25 protein-coding genes and 2 pseudogenes are annotated in these 22651 nt (G+C 36.0%); 4 read left to right on the top strand and 23 right to left on the bottom strand.

Annotation, left to right across the window (positions count from 1 at the left end; all coding sequences use genetic code 11):
• Positions 1-7: 7 nt before the first annotated feature.
• Both BM146_RS01190 and BM146_RS01185 read right to left on the bottom strand, forming a co-directional pair.
• Positions 8-1327 (bottom strand): ATP-binding protein, encoded by a 1320-nt coding sequence (locus BM146_RS01190; RefSeq protein ID WP_074883116.1) that lies wholly within the window; start codon positions 1325-1327, stop codon positions 8-10.
• Between the two features lie 171 nt (positions 1328-1498).
• Positions 1499-1738 carry a hypothetical protein gene (locus BM146_RS01185; RefSeq protein ID WP_143087393.1) on the bottom strand — a complete coding sequence of 80 codons (240 nt, stop codon included), beginning with the start codon at positions 1736-1738 and terminating at the stop codon, positions 1499-1501.
• Here BM146_RS01185 and BM146_RS01180 point away from each other — a divergent pair.
• Positions 1677-2228, top strand: coding sequence for a flavin reductase family protein (locus BM146_RS01180; RefSeq protein ID WP_083413346.1), 552 nt, complete (start codon positions 1677-1679; stop codon positions 2226-2228). The two genes, BM146_RS01185 and BM146_RS01180, sit on opposite strands and share 62 nt — an antisense overlap.
• Positions 2229-2351: 123 nt before the next feature.
• On the opposite strand, the pseudogene glmS reads toward BM146_RS01180, so the two are convergent.
• The 6 genes and pseudogenes from glmS to BM146_RS01150 all read right to left on the bottom strand — a co-directional run.
• Positions 2352-3509, bottom strand: a pseudogene (glmS, locus tag BM146_RS01175) (glutamine--fructose-6-phosphate transaminase (isomerizing)); the annotation flags it as partial.
• Positions 3510-3621: 112 nt separating this feature from the next.
• The gene (locus tag BM146_RS01170; RefSeq protein ID WP_177201556.1) at positions 3622-4317 is read right to left on the bottom strand and encodes an HNH endonuclease family protein; all 696 of its coding nucleotides are present in this window, start codon (positions 4315-4317) and stop codon (positions 3622-3624) included.
• Positions 4318-4356: 39 nt separating this feature from the next.
• Positions 4357-5664 (bottom strand): AAA family ATPase, encoded by a 1308-nt coding sequence (locus tag BM146_RS01165; protein WP_143087392.1) that lies wholly within the window; start codon positions 5662-5664, stop codon positions 4357-4359.
• 296 nt (positions 5665-5960) lie between these two features.
• A complete protein-coding gene (locus tag BM146_RS01160; protein WP_074883105.1) occupies positions 5961-6740 on the bottom strand; it encodes a hypothetical protein in 780 nt (259 codons plus the stop codon).
• A gap of 1 nt (position 6741) precedes the next feature.
• Complete coding sequence (locus BM146_RS01155) at positions 6742-7947, bottom strand: hypothetical protein (RefSeq protein WP_143087391.1); 1206 nt, start codon at positions 7945-7947, stop codon at positions 6742-6744.
• A 297-nt stretch (positions 7948-8244) separates the two neighbouring features.
• Positions 8245-8871, bottom strand: a complete 627-nt coding sequence (locus tag BM146_RS01150; protein WP_074883099.1) for a hypothetical protein — start codon at positions 8869-8871, stop codon at positions 8245-8247.
• A 145-nt stretch (positions 8872-9016) separates the two neighbouring features.
• Between BM146_RS01150 and tnpA the strand changes: the two genes are divergently transcribed.
• Positions 9017-9214 carry an IS66 family insertion sequence element accessory protein TnpA gene (gene tnpA, locus BM146_RS01145; protein WP_074883096.1) on the top strand — a complete coding sequence of 66 codons (198 nt, stop codon included), beginning with the start codon at positions 9017-9019 and terminating at the stop codon, positions 9212-9214.
• Between the two features lie 655 nt (positions 9215-9869).
• Here the strand turns inward: tnpA and BM146_RS18975 are convergent.
• A pseudogene (locus BM146_RS18975) lies at positions 9870-10706 on the bottom strand (transposase).
• A 159-nt stretch (positions 10707-10865) separates the two neighbouring features.
• The gene (locus tag BM146_RS01130) at positions 10866-12350 is read right to left on the bottom strand and encodes an IS1634 family transposase (RefSeq protein ID WP_143087390.1); all 1485 of its coding nucleotides are present in this window, start codon (positions 12348-12350) and stop codon (positions 10866-10868) included.
• A gap of 5 nt (positions 12351-12355) precedes the next feature.
• On the opposite strand from BM146_RS01130, the gene BM146_RS19310 reads away from it, so the two are divergent.
• Positions 12356-12604 (top strand): hypothetical protein, encoded by a 249-nt coding sequence (locus BM146_RS19310; RefSeq protein ID WP_177201555.1) that lies wholly within the window; start codon positions 12356-12358, stop codon positions 12602-12604.
• 185 nt (positions 12605-12789) lie between these two features.
• On the opposite strand, the gene BM146_RS01125 is transcribed toward BM146_RS19310, so the two are convergent.
• From BM146_RS01125 to BM146_RS01105, 5 genes are all read right to left on the bottom strand, one after another.
• On the bottom strand, positions 12790-13722 hold the full coding sequence (locus BM146_RS01125; protein ID WP_074883087.1) for a glycosyltransferase family 2 protein: 933 nt from the start codon (positions 13720-13722) through the stop codon (positions 12790-12792).
• A 52-nt stretch (positions 13723-13774) separates the two neighbouring features.
• A complete protein-coding gene (locus BM146_RS01120; protein ID WP_074883084.1) occupies positions 13775-14323 on the bottom strand; it encodes a hypothetical protein in 549 nt (182 codons plus the stop codon).
• A complete protein-coding gene (locus BM146_RS01115) occupies positions 14310-15572 on the bottom strand; it encodes an AAA family ATPase (RefSeq protein ID WP_074883081.1) in 1263 nt (420 codons plus the stop codon). The genes BM146_RS01120 and BM146_RS01115 overlap by 14 nt, the downstream gene beginning before the upstream one ends.
• Before the next feature lie 332 nt (positions 15573-15904).
• A complete protein-coding gene (locus BM146_RS01110; RefSeq protein WP_143087389.1) occupies positions 15905-16348 on the bottom strand; it encodes a hypothetical protein in 444 nt (147 codons plus the stop codon).
• Positions 16349-16786: 438 nt separating this feature from the next.
• The gene (locus tag BM146_RS01105) at positions 16787-17623 is read right to left on the bottom strand and encodes a transposase (protein WP_083413349.1); all 837 of its coding nucleotides are present in this window, start codon (positions 17621-17623) and stop codon (positions 16787-16789) included.
• Positions 17624-17838: 215 nt separating this feature from the next.
• Here BM146_RS01105 and BM146_RS01100 point away from each other — a divergent pair, with 215 nt between their 5' ends.
• A complete protein-coding gene (locus BM146_RS01100; protein ID WP_074883070.1) occupies positions 17839-18135 on the top strand; it encodes a hypothetical protein in 297 nt (98 codons plus the stop codon).
• Positions 18136-18157: 22 nt separating this feature from the next.
• Here the strand turns inward: BM146_RS01100 and BM146_RS01095 are convergent, their stop codons facing one another.
• From BM146_RS01095 to BM146_RS18970, 8 genes are all read right to left on the bottom strand, one after another.
• Positions 18158-19051 carry a hypothetical protein gene (locus BM146_RS01095; RefSeq protein ID WP_143087388.1) on the bottom strand — a complete coding sequence of 298 codons (894 nt, stop codon included), beginning with the start codon at positions 19049-19051 and terminating at the stop codon, positions 18158-18160.
• 104 nt (positions 19052-19155) lie between these two features.
• Positions 19156-19446, bottom strand: coding sequence for a hypothetical protein (locus BM146_RS01090; protein WP_074883064.1), 291 nt, complete (start codon positions 19444-19446; stop codon positions 19156-19158).
• Between the two features lie 30 nt (positions 19447-19476).
• Entirely contained in the window at positions 19477-19671 is a 195-nt protein-coding gene (locus BM146_RS01085) for a hypothetical protein (protein WP_074883061.1), read from the bottom strand.
• A 257-nt stretch (positions 19672-19928) separates the two neighbouring features.
• The gene (locus tag BM146_RS01080; protein ID WP_177201554.1) at positions 19929-20768 is read right to left on the bottom strand and encodes a S1 family peptidase; all 840 of its coding nucleotides are present in this window, start codon (positions 20766-20768) and stop codon (positions 19929-19931) included.
• Between the two features lie 43 nt (positions 20769-20811).
• Positions 20812-21567 carry a hypothetical protein gene (locus BM146_RS01075; RefSeq protein WP_207649885.1) on the bottom strand — a complete coding sequence of 252 codons (756 nt, stop codon included), beginning with the start codon at positions 21565-21567 and terminating at the stop codon, positions 20812-20814.
• Between the two features lie 31 nt (positions 21568-21598).
• Complete coding sequence (locus tag BM146_RS01070) at positions 21599-21874, bottom strand: hypothetical protein (protein ID WP_074883051.1); 276 nt, start codon at positions 21872-21874, stop codon at positions 21599-21601.
• Between the two features lie 304 nt (positions 21875-22178).
• Positions 22179-22379 (bottom strand): hypothetical protein, encoded by a 201-nt coding sequence (locus BM146_RS01065; protein ID WP_074883048.1) that lies wholly within the window; start codon positions 22377-22379, stop codon positions 22179-22181.
• A 4-nt stretch (positions 22380-22383) separates the two neighbouring features.
• Complete coding sequence (locus BM146_RS18970; protein WP_083413343.1) at positions 22384-22599, bottom strand: hypothetical protein; 216 nt, start codon at positions 22597-22599, stop codon at positions 22384-22386.
• Positions 22600-22651 lie beyond the last annotated feature (52 nt).

Below are 22651 nucleotides of genomic sequence, written 5' to 3'. Positions count from 1 at the left end.
AATGCCATCATTTCTCCCCCTCAAAAACTCTGATAAAATCAGTAGAATCTATATTGAAGGGCATACCAGCTATCAGTCCATTTCTAAAGCTATTATCCGGAGTATAATGTCCATTTTTTACCCACGGAACTATTTTATTATCACTGGTAAGAAAATCTATAGACTTACTGTTTTCCTTCAGCACTGTCATAGGGTCCAAATTATGTGAAGTAAAGCATATCTGCCCTTTTCCGTAATACTTGAAGTATTCCAAAAGTCTACAAAGATATACATCATTGATATTTGAGTCTATTTCATCAATAAAAACAATAGAGCCTTTGCTTGCCAATAGCATAGCATCAAATAAGGACATCAATTTCTTAATTCCGGTACTTTCAAACTCCTTGTCGACTCTATAGCTACCATAATCCATTACAAGTCTACATTCAAAGAATTCCTTGCTTTCCTTTTTATCTATTTCTATTCTCTGTAGTTCAGGTTTAAATAATTTGATAAAAGCTTCAAGCTTCTTAACCTTCTTTTCATACTCAGCATAAAACTCTTTAGCTATACGCTTAGAACCTGATGTAATTGTAGTCTCAATCTCCTCTAGTACTTTTTCAATGCTTGGTGTGTCTTTTTTTAAATTACTGAGTTTAATATGTCTATAATACTCTTCATGTATGTCTTCCCTATCAAAATGAGTTGTTAGCATAAAAAAGAAAACCATAGCACAAGTCAACAAGATCAGCAATTCGCTATTCTTTTCATCCCCAATAACTGCATCAATCATTAAGCTAAGAGCCGATTGCTTACCCAAAAGATTTCTAGTCTTATCTAAAATAGCTTCACGCTCTATTCCTTCAGCAATCAGTACTGTAAGCTTTCCATCGTCATTATTAAATATTGTAGCAGTCTTATTCTTACTACTATTTTGCCGGTACTTTAGAGATTCATGCGAAACATATATTTCATCATCATCACCAATAATAAAGCATAACTCATATGTATAGATAAACATTGCACCAATTCGAGAAACAAATTCACATTTAAATGTGAATTTCCTTGTATTCTTATTAATCAGTTCTCTTAACAATAATTGGCTCTGATAATCCCTTAAATAATTGTCCATGACTACAAATTTCTTAACTATATCTACTGCAGTGACAATTGCAGATTTACCCACTCCATTTTCTCCATATATTCCCTTAATCTTGTATTTCTCAGGATTAAAGTCCTTAGAAACACTCTTGCCGAAAAAGTCAATCTTAATCTCTTTTTCAATATTCTTAATACCGGAAAGGCTCATATTTAGTAGATAGAAAATGTTATCCATTGGTTTTTTCATTATCAACCCTCCATTTCAGTCTAATAATATTCATTATGTATATTTTTGCATGTGCAACTACCATTGTCAACATTTTAAGATTTTTAATTCTTTACTTCCAATGATTTTACCACTCAATAATTTAAGCCCTACGCAGATGCTCATTATAGTCATCCTGTAGGGCTTTGTTTTTTATTCAAACAAAAATTCATCAATATCTTCTAATGCTTCTCTTAATTCCGGATTACGCTCCTGATTAATGTATCGTTCAAGCTGTAATGCTTCCCACTCTTCAGGCTCGCACTCCATGGTGTAAGAGAGATCAACTAAATCCCACACTGCTGTAAGAGGTGAAAAGAAAAACGGCTGCATTACCAGCACTGCAGTACAGATTGCGTCTGACCCCAATCGCATATCTGTAGCTATAAACAAGGCAAACTACACCCACAAAATGATAAAAGATACTGGGCTTTGCAATATATCAGTCATTAGCAAAGAAGCTTCTTTTGACCTGTTCAAACACTTCGGTTTCCAGTCCGGCAGGAACATGGATAAATTTGACAGTTCTTTTCCAACCTCATCATATGAAACTGCTGATAATGGTATTCCTTGCATCATCACAGGGACCAATGCATATTTTTCGCTTAAAGTCGAGAAAGAAATAGATCTTGGCTCCCACACTCTTTTTATTTGTGAACCGACGTTTATGACGGTATTATCAGATATTCCATCCTGTACATATGAGTTCTATCAAAGTAATATCAAGCCAAAGCCTGAAAAAGTCGGTACACCCCCAAAGGGCGAGACTATCTGGAAATGCCTTATCTGCGGTTACGAATACGTTGGCGAGGACATGCCCGATGATTTTATATGTCCCATCTGTAAACACGGCAAGGATGATTTTGAGAAGATAATACGGTAAAAGAAAAAATGCTTAAATCCATACCTGTATCAATGGAATAAGTCTGTTTTTCTTCTAGAAGATATTATTGATTTACACTTAAAATTGACCCCCAGTGGGTCAATTTTACTTGACAATCAACAATTACTCAACCGTAACACTCTTAGCAAGGTTTCTAGGTTTATCCACATCAAGTCCCTTAGCAACACTTGTGTAGTATCCAAGAAGTTGCAGTGGAATAATGGCAAGGCTGCCAACAAAATGTTCATCTACCTTTGGAACATATATGGTGAAGTCACACTGATCCTCAACATTGTATCTTCCATAGGTTGTAAGTCCAACTAAGAATGCTCCGCGGCTCTTACACTCTACCATATTAGATACTGTCTTTTCATAAAGATTTGACTGGGTAAGGGAGCCTATTACCAGAGTTCCATTCTCAATCAGAGAAATAGTTCCATGCTTGAGTTCACCTGCAGCATAAGCCTCTGAATAAATGTAGCTTATTTCCTTCATCTTAAGGCTTCCCTCAAGTGAAACAGCATAGTCTATTCCTCTTCCAATAAAGAAAATGTCATGTGCATTAGAAAGTTTCGATGCAAACCACTGAAGTCTTTCTTTCTCATCTAATATCTTCTTTATTTTAGCAGGAATACTCTTTATCTCATTTATATAGTATGTCATCTGCTTCTGATCTGTAAGCTTGCCTCTTGCTTCCGCAAGCTTAAGTGTCAGTAAATATCCGCAGATAAGCTGTGCGCTATAAGCCTTTGTTGTAGCAACAGATATTTCAGGGCCGGCTATAGTGTACATCACATGGTCAGCTTCTCTTGCTATCGATGAACCAACTACATTGACTATTGCAAGAGTTTTAAGACCTTTCTCATTAGTCATTCTAAGCGCTGCCAAAGAATCTGCCGTTTCTCCTGATTGAGAAATAACTACAGCCAATGCATTGGGATCAAGACTCATAGTACGATACCTAAACTCTGATGCAAGTTCAACTCGTACTGGCACTTGGGCCAGTTCTTCAAGTACATATTGTATCTCCATGCCCACATGCCATGCAGAACCACAGGCGATTATATATACCTGCGAAATGTTTTTAGCATCCTCTTCAGTAATTCCTACTTCGGACAAATTAATCTTGTCACCTGAAATATATTTAGCAATGGTATCCTCAATTGCCTTAGGCTGCTCATGGATCTCCTTCATCATAAAATGCTCGAATCCACCCTTTTCAGCCGCCTCGGCAGAGAATGAAACAGTTGAAATCTCTTTTTCAACCTCGTCACCATCAATTCACATGTTTTTCAAACTAACGCTTAACTATTTTTCATCCTAATAAGGCTACCACTATGGTCTATTTTGCTATAAATCTCCATATAATAAATGCAAGATAATATATTAAGCGTCATGATATATTTCGCAGTCTCCGCCTAAGAAAATACAATGTTACTCCAGCAAATTCAGGAAATTCATCAGAGTTTTCTATATTATTTATCATCTTTTTAATTTCAGCATACATTCTTTCCTTATTTCCAAGCTTCTTATTTAATCTTTCCATCTGATTTGCAAAAGAACGATAAGCAGCTCTTCTACCAGCTACAATCTGTGTAGCAGTATCATACTTAAGATTTCCCTTCTCATCACGTAATCCATTTAGACATAGCACACTATTTATTTCCATGTCAGCTCTATAATCACTTGAAGCAATAAAACCATCATGAGTATACTTTATACTCGAAATAAAATTTTCATCTTGTAAATTTATTGTTAATTCTCTATCTTTTTTAGATGCATCACAACATAAAATCTTTCTATCACTCTTTATAATATTTCTTCCACCATCACAGCATCCATACATATTCTGATAATCTAATGCAAATTCTTTATTCTTTATTGACTTGAAATGCTCGATTACAATAGTATCTTCTTTTCTAATACGTTTCATACAGTAGGCGCATAACCCATGTTGTTCATCTACAAGATTATCTCTTATCAGCTTTTTGTCCAGAGAATCAAAATAGCTTCTAATCACATTTACGTCATTTTCATTAAGTCTTTGCCATTCTTCTGTTTTTTGTATTCTTATAACCTGTTCGCTCAAACTTTTTGGTGTACAGCGTTTCATTATTCGCAACATATATTACACATCCATCCATGAATTCAATTTGTACATCTGATATAACTCGTTATAAAATGCAGAATTTTCACCATATTCAGATAATGCCTTTTCTAATATTGCACGAGCACGATTATCATCTGCTTCGTCCAAGGCTCTATCCAATTCATCTAACTGTTTCTTGGCTTCCATAGGCATTTCGGTTGTTCCCTGTCGAAGAGTTAACACATCTCCAGCTGAAAAACCATATGCTGACTCTAAATATGTTACTCCATTGTCAACATCAAGATTTATTATATTTACATTTTGCACGGAAGCTATAACCATAGGTGAATGCGTTGCTACAATAAATTGAACAGATGGAAAAGTAGCCTTTAAAGCATCAAGTATTCTCCACTGCCACTTAGGGTGAAGATGTGCATCTATTTCATCAATAAGAACAATTCCCTCTATTCTTTCTATATCATCACAAATTTCAGGATTAAGGATAACTGATCTATAGGCAAGTTCCATAATCATCGACATAATTGCTCTATATCCTGTACTTAGATCATATAAAGGCAATCGTGAATCTCCTGATTCATATACCAAACTACCAACCTCAGAAGAGTAGTATACACTTATTTTTTGATTATTATCTTCTAACTCTTGTATAAACTTCTCAACAATTCTCTGAAATGCCTTAAATTCCCTTATCTCCGACTTTCTTTCATACTCCATAAGCGCCATTGTAAGGCACCACTTCTGAATTATATCTTCATATCCTGTCCCGGACAAACAATCCTCATATCCTGACTCTCTTGTAACTGTCCCATATCTGACTACTACTTCACCTCTATTTTCATTTGCCTGCAATTTCCATTCACGATCAAAACGTTGATAACTGATCAAAGGATATACACCATTCATAACTGCTATTATCTCATCCTTATGATTCCATCCATCAATTCCTTGTAAATTCAAAACATCTAGAATATCCTTTCCAGTTTGACCAAATTGCAAGGATATCCCATTAAAATCAATGGTGCTCTTGGCCTCTATCGGAAAAGCCTGCTTTGATTCCACTATTGATTCACTAACTCGCCTTTGAACACATCTTACATCATTTTGATTAAAATGTAATACTTCTCCTCCCGAAAGAGAAGCAGTCATAATACTAAGCGTATTTGCAATAGCTGATAGAATGCTTGTTTTACCAGCACCATTATTTCCAATTATCAAATTAATACCATCATTAAAATCAATATTTTGAGCTTCTATCCCTCTGAAATTTTTTAATTCTAATTTTTTTAAGAACATGTAAATTATTCTCCCATTAACACATTTCTTCAAATCAATTCTCGTCTAGTACCAGTGTCAGTACTCTGCAACTTCAAAATCTATTGTATTATAATTTTCTTAATTTCAATTACAGGTTAAGCGCCAATAATAAACGCATTTTCAAAATCACCTTCAACAACGAATAGGAGAAAGGATACAGTTATTTTAAACTTCGAACAACTTCCACCTCATATGGCTTATCATTCACTAAAATCAAAAGTTCATTCAAATGAATTTATATCCATTGTCCAAAACCATATCAATAAAGTAATATATTACTAATATACGGTCAATGGTGGATTTGAAAATTAGTCTTTTCCAGTATTTCCGCTAATTGTTAGCTTTCCTTCATCATTAAATTTAAACATTTTAGCTACATCTACATCAGATACCGTTCCAGTCATTTGTCTTTGCTGAACTTCACCTAGAATCTTTACATCCTTTTCATACATCAATCCAAATTTCACTAAATCTATAGCTCGCTGTGTATATGAAAAGCCACCATCGACTTCCATCAAAATTCCAACTGCCCTGAAATCATCTATCGTATCTCGGTCATCTTCTATTGTAGCAGTACCAGTTTTCTGGATATCATCGATAAGAAAAATTAAATCTTCTTCAGTTAAATATCTTACGCAATTACAGAGCTTAAAGAATAGATTTCTGGTAATCTTCATGTTTAATGCTGCTCTTGCCAAATTTGCATAATAAACTGCCTTTTGTACTGTGCTGGCATCATCAATAAGCTTAATCAAGCGTTTTGCATTCTCACGAAGCTTATCGGGACTGCCCTCATACTCAGCTTCCTCATTAGGGGTCTGCTCTGCCAATAATTCTGCGAGCTTTTTTCTGTTATGGTCTCTCAATGTGCCTGTATTCTCATCAAAATCATATACATGAGTAAGAAAAGCGTAAAAGTTCTCCCAGAATATTCCATCTCTAATCGTAAAAGGTAAGCTCCTAATTTGTTGCACCGTAGCCAAGATTGCAGCAGGATCCTTCGTGAACACCCCAATTGCATTTTCGACAAATGTGCCTGCTTCTACTATTATGGTATCAGATTTTACAATCTTTTTAATTTCATCCATATCATTTTATCCGCCCCGTAATAAGAACATATCCTTCTTCAGGAATTTCAACTTGATTCTCTTTCCTTACATATTCAATAATCTGCTCATTGATATAAAGAAGCTTCTCTACTGCATTCCCATATTTTCTTTCAGCTTCTGATTCTTTCTCGGCAGCACCATGAAAAGATTTGTTTCGCACGCCTATAATCTCATCCAAAAGATTTTTATCTATTGTAGAATCATCTCCAAACCTTCTATATTTTTTTATCCCCATCCAATCAAGAATATTCAATAGCTTCTGTGCTCTGCCAGTATCATTCATCTTAAGCAACAAATCTTTAACACTCGACACAATTCTTCCCTTGTTTTGTTCGGTTAGCTCTGATTTTATTACATCTATGATGTGGTCAACTTCATCACTTTTAAGTAAAGTCGCAGCTCCATTATATTTTTCATATTTCTGTTCAACAAATTCAATCATCGTAAATAAATGAAAAAACTTGCTCTTTAGTTTCTCTGATCCCAAGGCGGAGTAGTACTCATTAACCAGAAATTCTACTGTATCATCCTTAGGATAAAGGCACGAACCTAAATCAAACTCATTTGAATTCACAGTTATAGTGGACATAATATACACAGCATCAACCATGTGCATATTATCATGAACTCTAACTATTCTATTTCTTGCACCATCGCCTTCCTCGGTAGCCTTATCTTTAACTGCCATATACTGAGCATATTCTGAATGATTCCACACGGCCATCCTCCAATTTGGTTCAATACGTGGTTGAAACAAATGTCTATTAAAATTATGTCTTATCAAAACAAGGCTCACCTCTTTGCAAATCTTGCCAGTAATTTCTTCTGCAAATTTTATTGCATATTCCTCACCGTCAACTAATATACCATTGATTTCACATGTAATATAAGGAGCTACTGCCCCCTTTATTGATGCAGTCATCCCCGTAACTTTATCTAGATTTTCATCTCTTGTTGTGTATAGCCTTATCTCCAAAGTATCTCTAAAGTCATAGCCTTCGGGATATCCAGTGATATCATATGCTCGAAAAACGACATTGATTTCTGTTACAACTTCATTCTCAATCTCAAATCTTGTCTCTAAGTCTGGTTTATAAGTATTTATCTCAAAACAGTTATAGCTCAGTGGTACCTTCACATTGTAACTGTAAATCATATATTTATCCCTCGTTTCTGTTGTAACCACACCCTGACTTCTTAAGATTTTTTATACAATGCTTTAATACAGTCATAAATTCGCAATCATTCGTACCTGTTTAGTAAATGGTTAACCATGAGTACCTTGAGTTTTTATAGCCGCGCATCGCGCGGCTTTCTCATTTTCTGGTCTATTTTGGGAGTTCTGGTGCCTATGGGAGAAGCTTGTTCAGCAGAAATGTCCAAGCAGGTATAAAAAATATTAGTTCACTTATCAAAGTACTAATCTATGAAATCGTTAGTAAAATGGCGATTTCTTTTTTATTTAGTACTCATGAATGAGGGCTTACATTGAATTTGCGCAACGATAAAACAGTCTATCCTTTACTATTTCCTTTATTGGGACAGGAACTTTCTTGCTAGCATCTATAGCACTAGCAAGAGTTTCCTTAACACTGATTCTTGAATTTCGAATATAACGAGCAGCCTCTTTTGCTGTAACCACCCGTTTAGAACTTCTTATCAAAGCCTCCATAAAGCTCTGAAAAGAATCAATATATCCTTCACGGATACCTTTATTTATATCAATCGCAACATAATTTCTGAAATCAAGTACATTCCTCTTTCCGGGGTTGTTCTGTAAAATTAAAATTTCTGTCTCGCCAGAATAGCTCCAATGTATGCGTTCTTGCAATTTTTCTTTAAATTCAGTAAAAGCTTTCATACTGAAATACCAATCCTGTTGCATATAAACATCCACCTTCCTATAAGAACGCTCACTTGTCTTTGAATAATCATCCGTATATCCAACTGCATAGATCGTACAGTATTTTGCAGAATTATAATGAATATATTCAAATTCTTTTAAAATCTGTTCTTCAGAAGGGCGTACAAAAAGAAAAACAACAATTTCCATGTTTTCTACTTGACTTTCAATTTGCTCTATTTCCTCATATGTACTAGCAGCAAACAATCTCGCACCTCCATCCTCCCACTGTAAGCCCTCAACCGCAAGTACCTTTTAACACTACCACACTCATGAGATGATTACTCCAAATAACAATGCGCGATTTGTACATTTTCAGCAATTCGCGCGTACAAGACAACGGAGGTATCTCATGAACGCAAAACAAAAATTACATCAGGCAAAGCTGGCCAAATTGACTACTCTGATCAATCAACAGTTTGAAAGTGGTCTGCCGATCAGAGAATGGTGCATCCAAAACAACCAATCATTCCATGCCTACAACTACTGGAAACATCTCATCAAGGAATCAATGGTCGATTCCGTCATTCCAGACATCGTTCCAATCTAAGCCTCTGACCTTTGCAATTGCGAGCCTTTGGATATTCCAGTCAAGACTTTTCAATTTCCGAACAATAGAACCAACTTTACTACTTCTATCAAAAAGAAATCTTCGATCTGCGTAAGCATTGTCACTATAAACAACACCATCATATATGGTGTCCGGGTTAAGATAAAATTCCCCTATTAGTGATGTATGCTCCCTATCCACGCGAATGAACAATTCTTAAATACTTCATGTTCCTTTATACAATGAAGTGATAAATCTCCATCTTCACAGCTAGCTACTATAAACTCTATATCATTGTTATTACCCTCTAAATGAATCTCATGGGCCTTATTAACAACATCTTTCGTAGAAAAGGTTCTCATCTCATAGAGGCGATTAAACAATTTTGACGCAAGGAAAATATTATTTCCTGCAAATGCTATAGCAATCTCAGAGCAGATTACAGAGACCTTAACTATTCCATATTTAATAATTGCTTCAATTTATTCTTTCGAAAAAGAAGCTCCTACAGATCCATCTAGGCCCACTTTAGTGTCACACATTATGTCTAATGTGTCATTTATTTTTTCAGCATATACAAAGCTCATATCTCCCTATTCCTTTTCATACATTAAGCATACCTAGATTAGTGTATGCTCAGCAACCGGCTGATTTTTCAACCGATGTTTTCGCATAAAATATAACAACAATTGTACCTTGAAAATATCAAAATCAATTTTTGGAACAAAGAAAGCCTTAGTAGGCTATCAAGGTTCATTGAGATGATCGACAGCACTATAGAGCTGCGTGTAGTATCCTCGCGCTTTGTCATGATCAAGCCCAGTCCATGACTGTGCTTTGATAATCCAAATTTACGCCGGGCTTCAATTCTGTCTGCGCTATCAATGTACTCTGTCCGCTTATCGATGACTGTGTCCTTTCCAGGCCTTCCAAGTGCCGGTCCAGCAAGCCTTATCCCATGCTCTTTGCAGTACGCAAGATTGACTCTGTTTCTGTATATCTTATCTGCAAGAACTCTTTCGGGATAATGTCCATTACGCTTGTAGTAGTTCTCTATTGCTGGAATCAGCACTTCGCTTTCGTTGTAAGCTTCAAAGGGTATCTTTTCTATCCTGCCAAGACCATTCTCTACACTTAGGTCAAGCTTTGCACCAAATTCAACAAGCAGTGATGGTGCAAATGGTTGCTCTAGCTGGAATCCAGGTAGACCGATGAAATACTGATAATACGGATTCTCCTGGATCTACTCTACAAGCTCTCTGTCAGAATAGTCATATTTCTTCTGAATGAGAAGTGCACCAAGAGCCATCCTCAGAGGTTTTGCCGGCATCCCACAACCTGATGGGAACAGATCAGCGTATTCTTCTTCGATGTCATACCATGGTATCATGGCAGCTTTCTTTATTCATTTGTTCTCAGGATTTAGCTTCAAGCCAAGTGGCTGATTAAAATCCTTGAGTGTTATTTGACGATTTTGATTCTTTTTGTACATAAGATTCTCCGCGAAAAGTGCAAGGTTTTTGAAGTAATAGTAATGATTTCCTTGCATCTATTATCTCACGGATTGCCCGCAAAGTCAGTAAATATCAGTGGTTATTAATTGTTGAGCACGCGCTAAATAAATAAGTAAATGGTTAAACATGAAACCTTTTTAACACTTTGCTTTTAACACTTTCTTAAGCCATGTAATTGTTTCGTTATAATTTGAAAACTTTCTAAGAATCAACCAGTACAGCAAAAATGTCAATGAGAAACACATTATTGATTTAATTAGTAGTGTAATCACTATAGATTGTAAAACAACAGCACCGCAAATTGTATATACAACAGTCCCTATTGCCACAGTAATCAATAAATATTTCAAATGATCCAGGAAGAATTCCTTCATGCCATAATGAAAATAATACTTAAAGACCACCAAACTAGAGCCAAAAAAAGCAAGGCTGAACGTTGCATTCATTCCGAACGCCTTAAGTATCGCTTTCTGGGTAGCACTCACTGCATGATCTATCCTGTATGTGTTGTCAGAGGACTTTATCATCTCTATCTTTTCTAGTTCCTTAAGTGCTGCAGGAACTGTCATATAATTCTCTTTCCGTCCGCTCTCCTTTGCTTCTTCCGCTGTCATGGACTCTGATGTGATAAGCACAAAGTATCCGCAGAGCGCTATCTCCCTGTCTATTACATCTGTGCGTTCACGCCATGCAAGAAGTCGTTCATCTTCTTTGCCCTCGTTGTAAATCTCAAGCTTGAAGTATTTCTCAATGTTAGGACTTTTGGGAATCTTCTTGCCCCTGTTCTTTTCCAGGAACTCGACTATCCTGTCTATCTTCCTTTCGACATTCTCGCGTTCTGCTGCATGTTTTCTGTCATTATAGTATATATGGAAATATCTGTCCTTTTCATCAGAAGGGAACAGCTGCATCTTAACTATCACTCCATTGACTTTATAAGATTTTATGCTATTTGCCCTGCTCTGTTCAAAGCTGCCTTTATGTTTTAAAACGAGCGCACTTACAAGATCCTTCATGCCCTTGACCATGATCACAAAGCCGTAACCATGATGGTCCATGTAGTGAATGTTTGCCTCACTGAAATATCCCCTGTCGAGAATGAATCCTATATTTTTATAGCCATAGCCTTCAACTTTTTCCAGCATGTACTGAAGCTGTGACACGTCGTTGATGCTACCCGGATAGCCCTCATAGAAAAGAGGTTCATTGTTATTCCTGTCATAAGCTACAGTACAATTGAATATTGGCTTATCCTGCTTATCCTTTTCATGACCTATCTTGGCAAGGTCTATATCGCCAGCCTGGCAGTGCTTGTTAGTTGAATCATAAGAAACATATATCTTGGATCTATGATTCCTGCTCTTATTCCATTCATTAAGAAAAGCAATCCTTGCACCTGTCATATCCTGGCCAATGAAGTCTGAAACCTTGGAGTCACTATAGACATGCATCCCTTTTGTAAAGAGAGGATGTTTATAAGCATAGTCAGGATAATACTGACCCGCATTGTTCTCAGTCAGAATACTGTATGCTGCAAGATCAAGAAACAGTCCTGCATCCTTTCCAACAATACGACCTATCATCTCGTCGATATGATAGCTGGCAATGATCTTCCTGATCACAAAAAATGCGCCAACATTCAGGCAACTGCTGCGACTGGTATCCCCTTCCAATTCTTCAGGAATCTCTATATCAGAAAAAACTTCATGCAGTTGGCATAAGGATACATCATGTCAAGGTGCTCATCATCACGTCTTTCGATGGATGTGGTCTTGGGGACAGAATACTTCTTCTCGGACGCAAGAACTGGGTAACAATGTATCCAGGATCTTCTTCCATGGTCCAAGAATATCCAAAAGCAGTTCCATCTCCCTAAGAAAAAATCTTAATTTTATTATCAATGTGCAAATTTATGAAACCACCAGTAAAATGGCGGTTTCTTCTTTATGTGGTACTCATGATTGAGTGCTTACTATCAGTATCTCTTCGATGGCATTTCTTTATTATTCAGAAAAGATTTATGATCATAAACAGATCATTCAACGCTCACCTTCAACACAATCATCTATCCATTTTCATCTGCATTTCAGAAGTTACCCTATACAAATCCATCTCAAAATCCTGTCTATTCTTCTGATATATAGTCTTGAGAACCACACCTGCAAAATAAGATATAATAGCAGCTATCATAACAAAACCACATACTATCAATGTTGGGAACTGTGCTACCTCGCCTGTTCGCTTAAATGCTGTAAACACAGGGATAAAGAAAGCAGCAGAGATGATTGCAAGAACCGCTGCAATTACTCCAAAGAATACTCCCGGTCTATATGTTCTAAACAAACGCATAATAGTTTTCAAAACTTTAAAACCATCAGAATATGTATTCAGTTTAGATTCACTTCCTGCCGGTCTGTCTCTATAATCTATAATGACATTCTCAACAAACATATTCTTATCTATAGCGTGTATACTCATCTCAGTCTCAATCTCAAAACCCTTGGATAGAACCGAGAAAGTCTTAACAAATCTATAGCTAAATGCCCTATATCCAGTCATTATGTCCTTGATATCATTCTTGAAAAGAGTATTGATACTCCACCTAACTATTGAATTTCCAAAATTGTGGAAAGGTCTCTTGTTCTCTTCAAAATAAGTAGATGATAATCTATCACCAACTATCATATCCGCCCTGTCACCAAGAATCTTCTCAACCATTTCCGGAGCTGCTTCAGCCGGATATGTATCATCTCCATCAACCATAAGATAACACTCGGCATCAATTTCTGAAAACATACGTCTAATGACATTCCCCTTACCCTGCTGATGTTCATAACGTACAACAGCTCCAGCTTTTCTTGCTATTTCATCTGTTCCATCAGCTGAATTGTTATCGTATACATAAATTGTAGCTTCAGGTAAAACTCTCCTGAAATCCGTAACTACGTTCTCTATTGTTTTACTTTCATTGTAACAAGGAATAAGAATTACAATTTTGTCACTTTTTTCTTCTCTTCCTTTTCATTTAATTTTTGTAATAAAAAAATCAGCTAATCGAAACTATTTCATTTATTATGGATGATTTTTGAAATTGTTCCTTTTCATAAACAAGAATCTTGTCATAATAAAAACCCTTGAGTTTCTCAAGACCAAACACAGCAAAGTCGCCCTTTCCTCTATTGGCCTTAGCTATAGCAATCTTATCTCTAGTCTCTATTTTTCTCACTTCACCATTATATACTAAAACCAAAATCACACTGTTTCTAATACAATTAACATCTTTCTTCATTATTCCACTTAGTACAAAGGCACTGTCCTTGGCCTTTTTAGTTATGTCTTTACTGTTAAAATCACCATTTTTAAATTCTATCAGATAAAATTTATTCTTATCTGCAGTAAAGCATAATGAATCTGCAGAATCAGCATACTCTTCAGACTTGCCTAAATCATTACAGTAATTTGTTTTAGCTTGATCAAAGTCTATAACTCTTTTTTCACAGTCAGTCATATATGCATCGCCTGTACTATCCCAGGATGTTTCCTTTAGAGTTTTGATAGAATGATTACCACCAAATTCAATATCATTTATTTTCATTTATACAATCTAACTCCTCACTGATTCTCAAAAAAGATCTGCTTAAATTAGAATAAATAACCTCTAATTTATCACTAACCTCATCTATATCTGTAACCAAACTATCATTTTCATTTTGTTTAAGCCAATAATACTTTGTTTTACCATCAACGTTATATTTCTTTGTAAAGAATTCAATGAAACTTAAAAACTCTGAATTATGAGTGCTAATCAAAAAATTGATTCCAAATAATTCATGTAACCTTACAACTATTTCGGCATAAATTAACATCCAATCTGGGTTGAGGCGTGTCTCAGGTTCATCTAAAATCACTATTCCATTCTCTTCAAGACAACCATTTTGAAGTAGTGTTTTAAGAATAACAAACGGCTTTATTCCCGTGGAAATATTTACTATAGACATATCTTCTTTCAGACCACTGTCTGAATATGAAAATCCTTTTTCTGAATTGTTGATTAAATTTCCAACAGAAATAGAGTCAAATTTTGCATATATACTCTTTAGTCTATTATCTGTAATAACGTCATCAACTGCAGATGTTTCTTTCAATTCTATTTTTCTAAGCTTATTTATAAGATTATTTGTATGTCCCATATTTCGATCAACAAAATATCCATTTTGCATGTTGTCTAAAACATAGGGATCATCTATGTATACTATATCTTTAATCAATCTAATTTTTTCTAAAATATCAATACTTTCATCAGCTTTGAACGCATAGGATATCTTTTCATTCTTTAATTCAAGTTCTATCCTAGATTCTTTATCTCTATAGTTCACGTGTCCAAGTTGTGAACCAAATTCTGCCTCAATACTTCTAGAAAGAATAGCTTTTAATATCTCCGTGTCATCTGCATTTAAGACTCCTTTAATTCTTGAAAAAAGCTCACCTTCCAGATCTTCTTTTGATGTTCCAACAACATCAATTAAATAATCTCTTAATTTATCATCATTTTTTTCAAAACAATATGCGTCTATCAAATCACGTATGCTTTTCCTTAAATTCTGTATACCAAGTCTTGTAATCGTCCTATTAGAACTGATTATTCTAACCAATCTAAAAATAGAGTTTTCTCGTTCTTTTACTATCTTTTCATCATAATCATGAAAAGAATTAAAAGTACAATACAATGCCTTTCCTATAGTACTCTTACCTGTTCCATTTTTTCCAGCCAAAACTGTTATTCCATTAATATCAATTTCAGCTTCATTTATAATTCTACCTACATTTTTTAGTCTTAACTTCATAAGTTTAAAATCTCCAATTTAATTAAGCAAATAAAATCACTAATTCTATCACATTACAGTACGTACATAATAATACCATTAATCTCATGAGGGTCTCTCAACTGGTTTCTATATTTCTCAAAGCAACTTTCCACTCTTCTATGCGCAATCTCTCTAGTCCTTGATTTATCTTTATTAAAACCTTTCTGCCAGTTTCTCTGTCAATCTTCTCCAATGGGCTAATAACATCAAAAAGCTATTTAATCTTCTTGTAGAAAAAATCTTAATTTTGTTATCAATTCGCAAATTCATGAAATCAACGTCAAAATGGAAGTTTCTTCTTTATGTCGTACTTATGATTGAGTGCTTACACTTTCTATTTTTACCTGATCCATCAGTATTATTGCTTTATTTACAACATTCTTTCCTTCTTCTGTTACAAAAAACAAACCGTCTTGGTCACAATCGATGAGCTCATATGCTCGTAAGAGATTCACAAGTTCTTGTACTGCATTTTTCTCAAGCATCCCCGGAGCAGCATTCACTAAAGTCGCATATCTCCAATACATATCTTTATCAGTTTTGTTCTCAAGTGCCCTCTTTGACATTTCAGCAGCAATCCCAATAAAATCACTCTTACCATAATTGCTCTCCATAAAGAGTTTGAGAAGATCTAATGCACTATAATTAACCTCAATCACAGAACCATTTGGGTTTGACAGCTTTGCTTTCCTTTCCCTAAGTACTGCTTCTAAAATCCGTGAAACACCTTGATGTTCATTTTCATTTATCATCATTCCCATCTCCTCAACTTTCTCTAACAGGATCTATCAATTGCTTATTTTATACTCAACAACCGGAAGATTTTTCAGCCGATTGTGAACTTCCTATCTTTTTACGCCTAAAAAGTATTTCTTGATGTTTTTTAACCTGATTGCTGTCAAGTTATCCTCTGATTATTATAGCGCCAAGCCATGCTTGGCGCTACCTCTTTGTGTAACATCTTTTAATAACCCCCTGCTCTGCTGGGGTGATGATTCTTGTAACATCCGGACAGGATTCTTGAATTATCCGGACATGTAATCTTTTATTATCCGGACAAGCATTCTTGAAACATGCGGACAACTGTTCCTGAAATATTCGGACAGCCATTCCTGAATCATCCGGACAAATGGCATCTCAGATTGATCTTCTTAGAATGTAATTAGTGTATGCTCAGCAACCGGCTGTTTTTTTCAGCCGATGCTTTCGCATAAAAAATAACAACAATTGTACCTTGAAAATATCAAAATCAGTTTTTGGAACAAAGAAAGCCTTAATAGGCTATCAAGGTTCATTGAGATGATCGACAGCACTATTGAGCTGCGTGTGGTATCCTCACGCTTTGTCATTATTAGGCCCAGTCCGTGACTGTGCTTTGATAATCCAAATTTACGTTCAACTTCGATTCTGTCTACGCTATCAATGTACTCTGTATGCTTATCGATGACTGTATCCTTGCCAGGTCTTCCAAGTGCTGGGCCGGCAAGCCTTATTCCATGCTCTTTGCAGTACGCAAGATTGACTCTGTTTCTGTATATCTTATCTGCAAGAACTCTTTCGGGATAATGTCCATTACGCTTGTAGTAGTTCTCTATTGCTGGAATCAGCACTTCGCTTTCGTTGTAAGCTTCAAAGGGTATCTTTTCTATCCTGCCAAGACCATTCTCTACACTTAGGTCAAGCTTTGCACCAAACTCAACAAGCAGTGATGGTGCAAATGGCTGCTCTAGCTGAAATCCCGGGAGACCTATGAAGTACTGATAATACGGATTCTCCTGAATCTGTTCTACAAGCTCTCTGTCAGAATAGTCATATTTCTTCTGAATGAGAAGTGCACCAAGAGCCATCCTCAGAGGCTTTGCCGGCATCCCACAACCTGATGGGAACAGATCAGCGTATTCTTCTTCGATGTCATACCATGGTATCATGGCAGCTTTCTTTATCCATTTGTTCTCAGGATTTAGCTTCAAGCCAAGTGGCTGATTAAAATCCTTGAGTGTTATTTGACGATTTTGATTCTTTTTGTACATGAGATTCTCCGCGAAAAGTGCAAGGTTTTTGAAGTAATAGTAATGATTTCCTTGCATCTATTATCTCACGGATTGCCCACAAAGTCAGTAAATATCAGTAGTAATTAATTATTGAGCACGCACTATATAAAGAGTACCTCGTCTCCAAGAACAAAAAGGATTTCAGGGAAAGACGCAGGACGGAGCTCACCCTGTTCGAAGCTGCCCGTGATTATTTGAAGGAACATGCTCCAAAAGAAGCAACAACAGATGGAAAATTGAAATTCCGCACTCCTTCTATCAAATCGCTACGGGCCGAAAAAGAAAATCTCACTGCCCTGAAAAATCAGCAGTATGAAGAATTCTCATATGTTCGAGCCAAGTACCGTGAGCTTCAGACCGTAGCTAACAATGTGAACCAGATGCTAGATCTGGAACATCCGATACAGAAAGAACTTCAACGAGAACGTCAATCAGAAGCTTCGCAGAAAAACAAATTCTCTCAACAAAAAGAAACGGGGCAGTCATTATAGGCTGTCCCGTTCGCATCTTAATTCAAATTTTAGCATTCACAGTGAATTCTTTTTTTCCAATGTCAAATCCAGTCAGATAGATAGCCATCGGACACTGAACATCTTTTTTACATTGTTCCCATGGCTTAGCAGTACATATGGCTTCTTCAGCCACATCTATACGACTATACCTACAGTATTTTAATAGCGGGCATCCTTTAGATGGTGTCATGAAAAACTGCAATATTGCAAGCGGAACCGGCATCATGGAAAGATTATCTATCGCACCATACAATTCATGCTTTATATCATCAAGAAACATAGGCAAAGGAAATGTCTCTACCCAACTGATTATTTTTTCCACTGGCATCTTTTCCTTAAATAATGCAGAAATAAAAAAATGATTATGCTGTCGCATAGAATAACCTGCCTCAAAGTACGCCTTTACATATTCATTCGGCACAAGCATATATGGAAAACCTTTGGGATACATGACATTCACGTTATCATCAATCTCATCAAGCAATACTTTATGATTTTCAAGAAACGCCTTTACCGTGGCATCAAAGTAATCATAAAATTCTTCAAGATTTTTTAAATGAATTCCTTCTTTTGCCAAATGACTGACAAGCATAAAGAATTCGAAGCCACTATGATAATGCATCAGGGACAACTCACAAATAGCAACTATTATTTCCGGCGTACTCAATAGTTCCGGATAGAAATACTCGCATACCATTTCACAGGCATTATACGGAAATTCTTTTTTCCTCTCTTCTGCCCCAAACAGATATCTCTCAATCAGATACGCCATGCTCTCTTTCACATAGTGAGAACCAAATACTGTTGGCATATCCGAATCATTGTAATATATACAAATCTGATATATATCGTCTCCCGGATATGTCGAAGATTCTAATCGCAATATCTCCGTCATCAATTCTTCTTTTTCACATGTAACTTTGTTTATGTGGTGTATCTTTTTTTCTAATGCGTCGCCCTCATAAAATGACAATAGCTCAGTTTGCGCATAAGCATTATCTACTCCGCAGTTTTCAAGGTCAACCGGCAGATTAACAACGGCATTTTTTGAAACATACTGAAATGGAGCTGTAACAATTTGGCTTTGTGATTATAGTTCATCCCTCCAGCAACAGTAGAGATATCCTGCAAAAAGTGGATGTACTCATGTACAAATGTCGCCATCTCATCTTGGGTGAAATCACTATATTTCATCCCATCAAAGAATTTTTTCGATATACCAATAAAAAAAGTCCCAGGGTAATATACGCCTTCAACTATTTTACCAAAATCAAACAATTTGCTTTTCATTCATCTATTTCCCACTTAACAATTGTCCACTTATATATCTCCAAAGATCCTTCCAGCAATTTTCAGATAATGGTCTCTTACTGTTTCGTAAGGCACAGCATCCGAAATCCGCTTTAATGTCGTATCCTCAAAATCTGCTTTGTAAAAATCCGTAACACAAACAGCTTTCACCATGGCCAGTATATCCACATCTTCTCGGGCAGAAGGAGCAATCCTTTCATCCATTTTCTGCCTGTGCTCTCTTACCTCGGCAACTAATTCTTAACTTCCAGTATTTTTTCCACTCAATGATTAAAATAGTTGTAGCCGAGATTGGCATTACAATCTCAGCTACTGTTTATTTTATGTTTGATCAAAAACAATCCAACATTCACGGTGACATGCACCGGAATTCTCACAAATTCAAAGCACCCTTAGCTGAGCTCACTGACAGGCACCAATGATTAATGTAGGTCGCACTGACAAACATCAATATTCTGCCATCAGCTGTTACTGGTATTGATTGTCCTATTTCGCTGATCAAAGGCAATATCCATCAATTCTCGAATTCTCTGCGCTTTAATCACATATCCCAGATTCAATGGTATTTCAGTCTCACTATAAAGAGCTTTTGCTGTAGGAACATCTTTAACTTTAATGTCCCCATTTTGATTCTTAATAACCATAGCATGAACTATTCCAGCTAAACAATACGAGGTTTTGACTCCCAAAGTTAAGCTTTCATTATTCACTTTTTGACCCAAACCTGTTGTTTCAATAAATACTGGAGAACCGCTTGATCCGTGGAAACAGGCAATATCAATCATAAACTCCTTTTTACCATTATAGTCAGTATCTACACTAGTAGCAGTCAGTCCCTTCCTTACTACTGGCTTGTTATTTTTCTCATCACAAAATCCTTCCGGATATCCAATCATTACAACATCTTCAATAGCAGTCATATGTTGCTCAAGATTGGCATTTATAAACAATTCCTCTGTAATGCCTCTAAAGAACAGCTCGTGTCCAGCGTTGCGTGCCTCCTCTATCTCATTCATAATATCTATGAAACAAAGATCTACTGAGTCATTGGGATAATAAATGCATCGTTGCTGCAAATCATTTATTTTGACAATGATATGCTGATTATCAATTGGATTGCCGTCTTTTCCAGTGGCACAAAACCGAAATTGTCCAATTTGATAATCACCCACAACATGCTTATTTGTGGCAATATATAACAGCCCCTTATCTTCACTAATTTTTCTCAAAACCAAAAAGCCAGTTCCAACAGAAATCTCTTTACCATCTGTGGCTACAATACGTACTGTTGAATATATCAATTGGTTTTGTATATTATCGATTTTTATTATCTTTCTGTCCTTTCTATCTTTTCATTCTTCGCAAAACTTCAGCCATCATTTCATCCTCAGACACATCAATACTCTTATCCTTATACTCCGATTCAACCTCTTCAAGAATCTTTTTCAACTTATCCTGTATGTTTCTAGCTTTAGCATCTCTATTTTGTTCTCGCTCAAGTTTCAATTTTTCCCTTCTTTTCAAGAATAACTTAAATTCTTCTTCATCCATTTTAGGTGTATCATCTTTTATCTCACGAAAACATTTATAATAATATGAATAATATGCCTTGGATTCATCTGACAAATCTGATATATCTGATCCAGAATTTAAATCAGAAAAATAACCGGTTAATTCCCGTATAACCGCATTACTACGATAACTGCTAAGAATTATAAGTATGAAATCATATACTTTCTTATTCCACTTATTATCACTCATATCATAAACAAGTTTGTTATGTATACGTGCAACCATATCTGCAGCTTCTGGTCTCAAATTTCCAATATCATACTTTCTATCTCTTTCCAGCAAAAATCTCACAGAATTCATCTCATTATCAAATTGAACTCGTGTCTTGCTTTCATCAGAAAATAGTTTGCCAAAAATGATATTGTATCTTTCATTATCAATTTTCTGCCCGGTCTCAAATAGTTCAATATATTGATTTAATGTAGGGCGAGACAAATTTAGTTCTTGCGATAATTCCGTTTTGGTCTTCTTGATACTTTTTAAATAATCACTAATATTCATGGCACCTATTTTAAGTTGAGCGCACATACTAACTAATGTAATATGTGCGCTCTGAAAATTATTTTACTACACGTACCAAATCTGCATCACACACTTCAAATGGATTTGTATTTGTATAGCTATTGCATGATGCGCAAAGCGGGACAATATACCACTCATTTGAACCATAAACCTTCTTGACATGTCCGCCAACAACCGCCCTTTGGAAACATGAGGTACAAGAACATGAAGAAAACTTCTTGTTCTTCGCTTTTTCCCAGTACTCTTTCCATGATGAACAACCTGAAGGTGGGGTGTTATCTGCTGATCCATGTATGTTTTTTACAAGTGCCAAATTGTCAACCTCCTTTCTTAGTCTAAACAAAAAGGTTGACAACGGCTCTCATATCATAGAAAATAGACTTGTTCAGGGTTCATTTTTTATGAACGATGGGAGTCTTTGACTCCCTTTTTGTTTGCATAAAAATATTACCACACTGCAGGCAATATGTCAATATGTTAAATTGTAAATCATTTTACAATATTGGCAATAATATTGTTAACTTCCTATCTTTTTAACTCTCGTCATCACTTCCGGTGAATTCACTCAAAAAATCTCTTAATACAGGGTTGATGTTTTTTAGTCCTCCTCATCAACGTCACCATTCATGAATTCTATGATTTCTTTCAGTGACTTCTTGCTCTTCTCGAAAAGCCTTTACCAATTCCTTGCTCTCAAGTTCCCTGCACTTTGTTATGTGCTTGTCCAATTCCTTAAGTTCTGCTTCATATCTATCCTTTGCCTTAAATACTGCTTCTTCCTGTTTCTTGATTCTATCGTCTAAGCTTGTTCTTGCCATGATATCAGTCCTCCCTATCCACATTTTCCTTAACAGTTACTTTCTTCAGATCTTCACCAAGCGCTCTTCCCAGTATCTTTATATCTGCTGCATTCATTCCGAATGCCTTCAGTATCGCTTTCTGGGTTGCACTTACCGCATGATCTATCCTGTATGTATTGTCAGAGGACTTTATCATCTCTATTTTTTCAAGTTCCTTAAGTGCTGCAGGAACAGTCATATAATTCTCTTTCTGCCCGCTCTCTTTTACTTCATCCTTAAGGCTTGTATAG

This window comes from Butyrivibrio proteoclasticus (assembly GCF_900115735.1).
GTDB lineage: Bacteria > Bacillota > Clostridia > Lachnospirales > Lachnospiraceae > Butyrivibrio > Butyrivibrio proteoclasticus_B.
This window is presented reverse-complemented; position numbering and strand designations above follow the sequence as displayed.